The following is a 265-nucleotide window of genomic DNA, read 5'->3' as shown; positions in this document are numbered from 1 at the left end:
CCGGCTCTCGGAGCTGGGCCGCCGGGAGGAGGCGCTGGAGCCCAGCCAGGAAGCCGTCACCATCTACCAGCGGCTGGCCGAGGCGAACCCCGGCGCCTACCTGCCCGACCTGGCGATGTCGTTGAACAACCTCGGCGCCATGCTCTCGGAGCTCGGCCGCCGGGACGAGGCGCTGGAGCCCAGCCAGGAAGCCGTCACCATCCGTCGGCGGCTGGCCGAGGCGAACCCCGGCGCCTACCTGCCCAACCTGGCGATGTCGTTGAAC

The 265-nt window shown here is 72.1% G+C and carries 1 protein-coding gene (cut by a window edge); it reads left to right on the top strand.

All coding sequences use genetic code 11. The annotated features are described in order from the left end of the window. Positions 1-265 carry part of the coding region annotated (locus tag ACFO0C_RS25265; RefSeq protein ID WP_449191311.1) for a tetratricopeptide repeat protein on the top strand (this coding region is incomplete at its 3' end). The annotated region extends 32 nt beyond the left edge of the window, so 265 of the 297 annotated nt are shown.

This window comes from Actinoplanes subglobosus (genome assembly GCF_042650585.1).
GTDB classification, from domain to species: domain Bacteria; phylum Actinomycetota; class Actinomycetes; order Mycobacteriales; family Micromonosporaceae; genus Actinoplanes; species Actinoplanes subglobosus.
The sequence above is the reverse complement of the archived record's forward strand: the minus strand, read 5'-3'. Positions and strand labels throughout refer to the sequence as shown.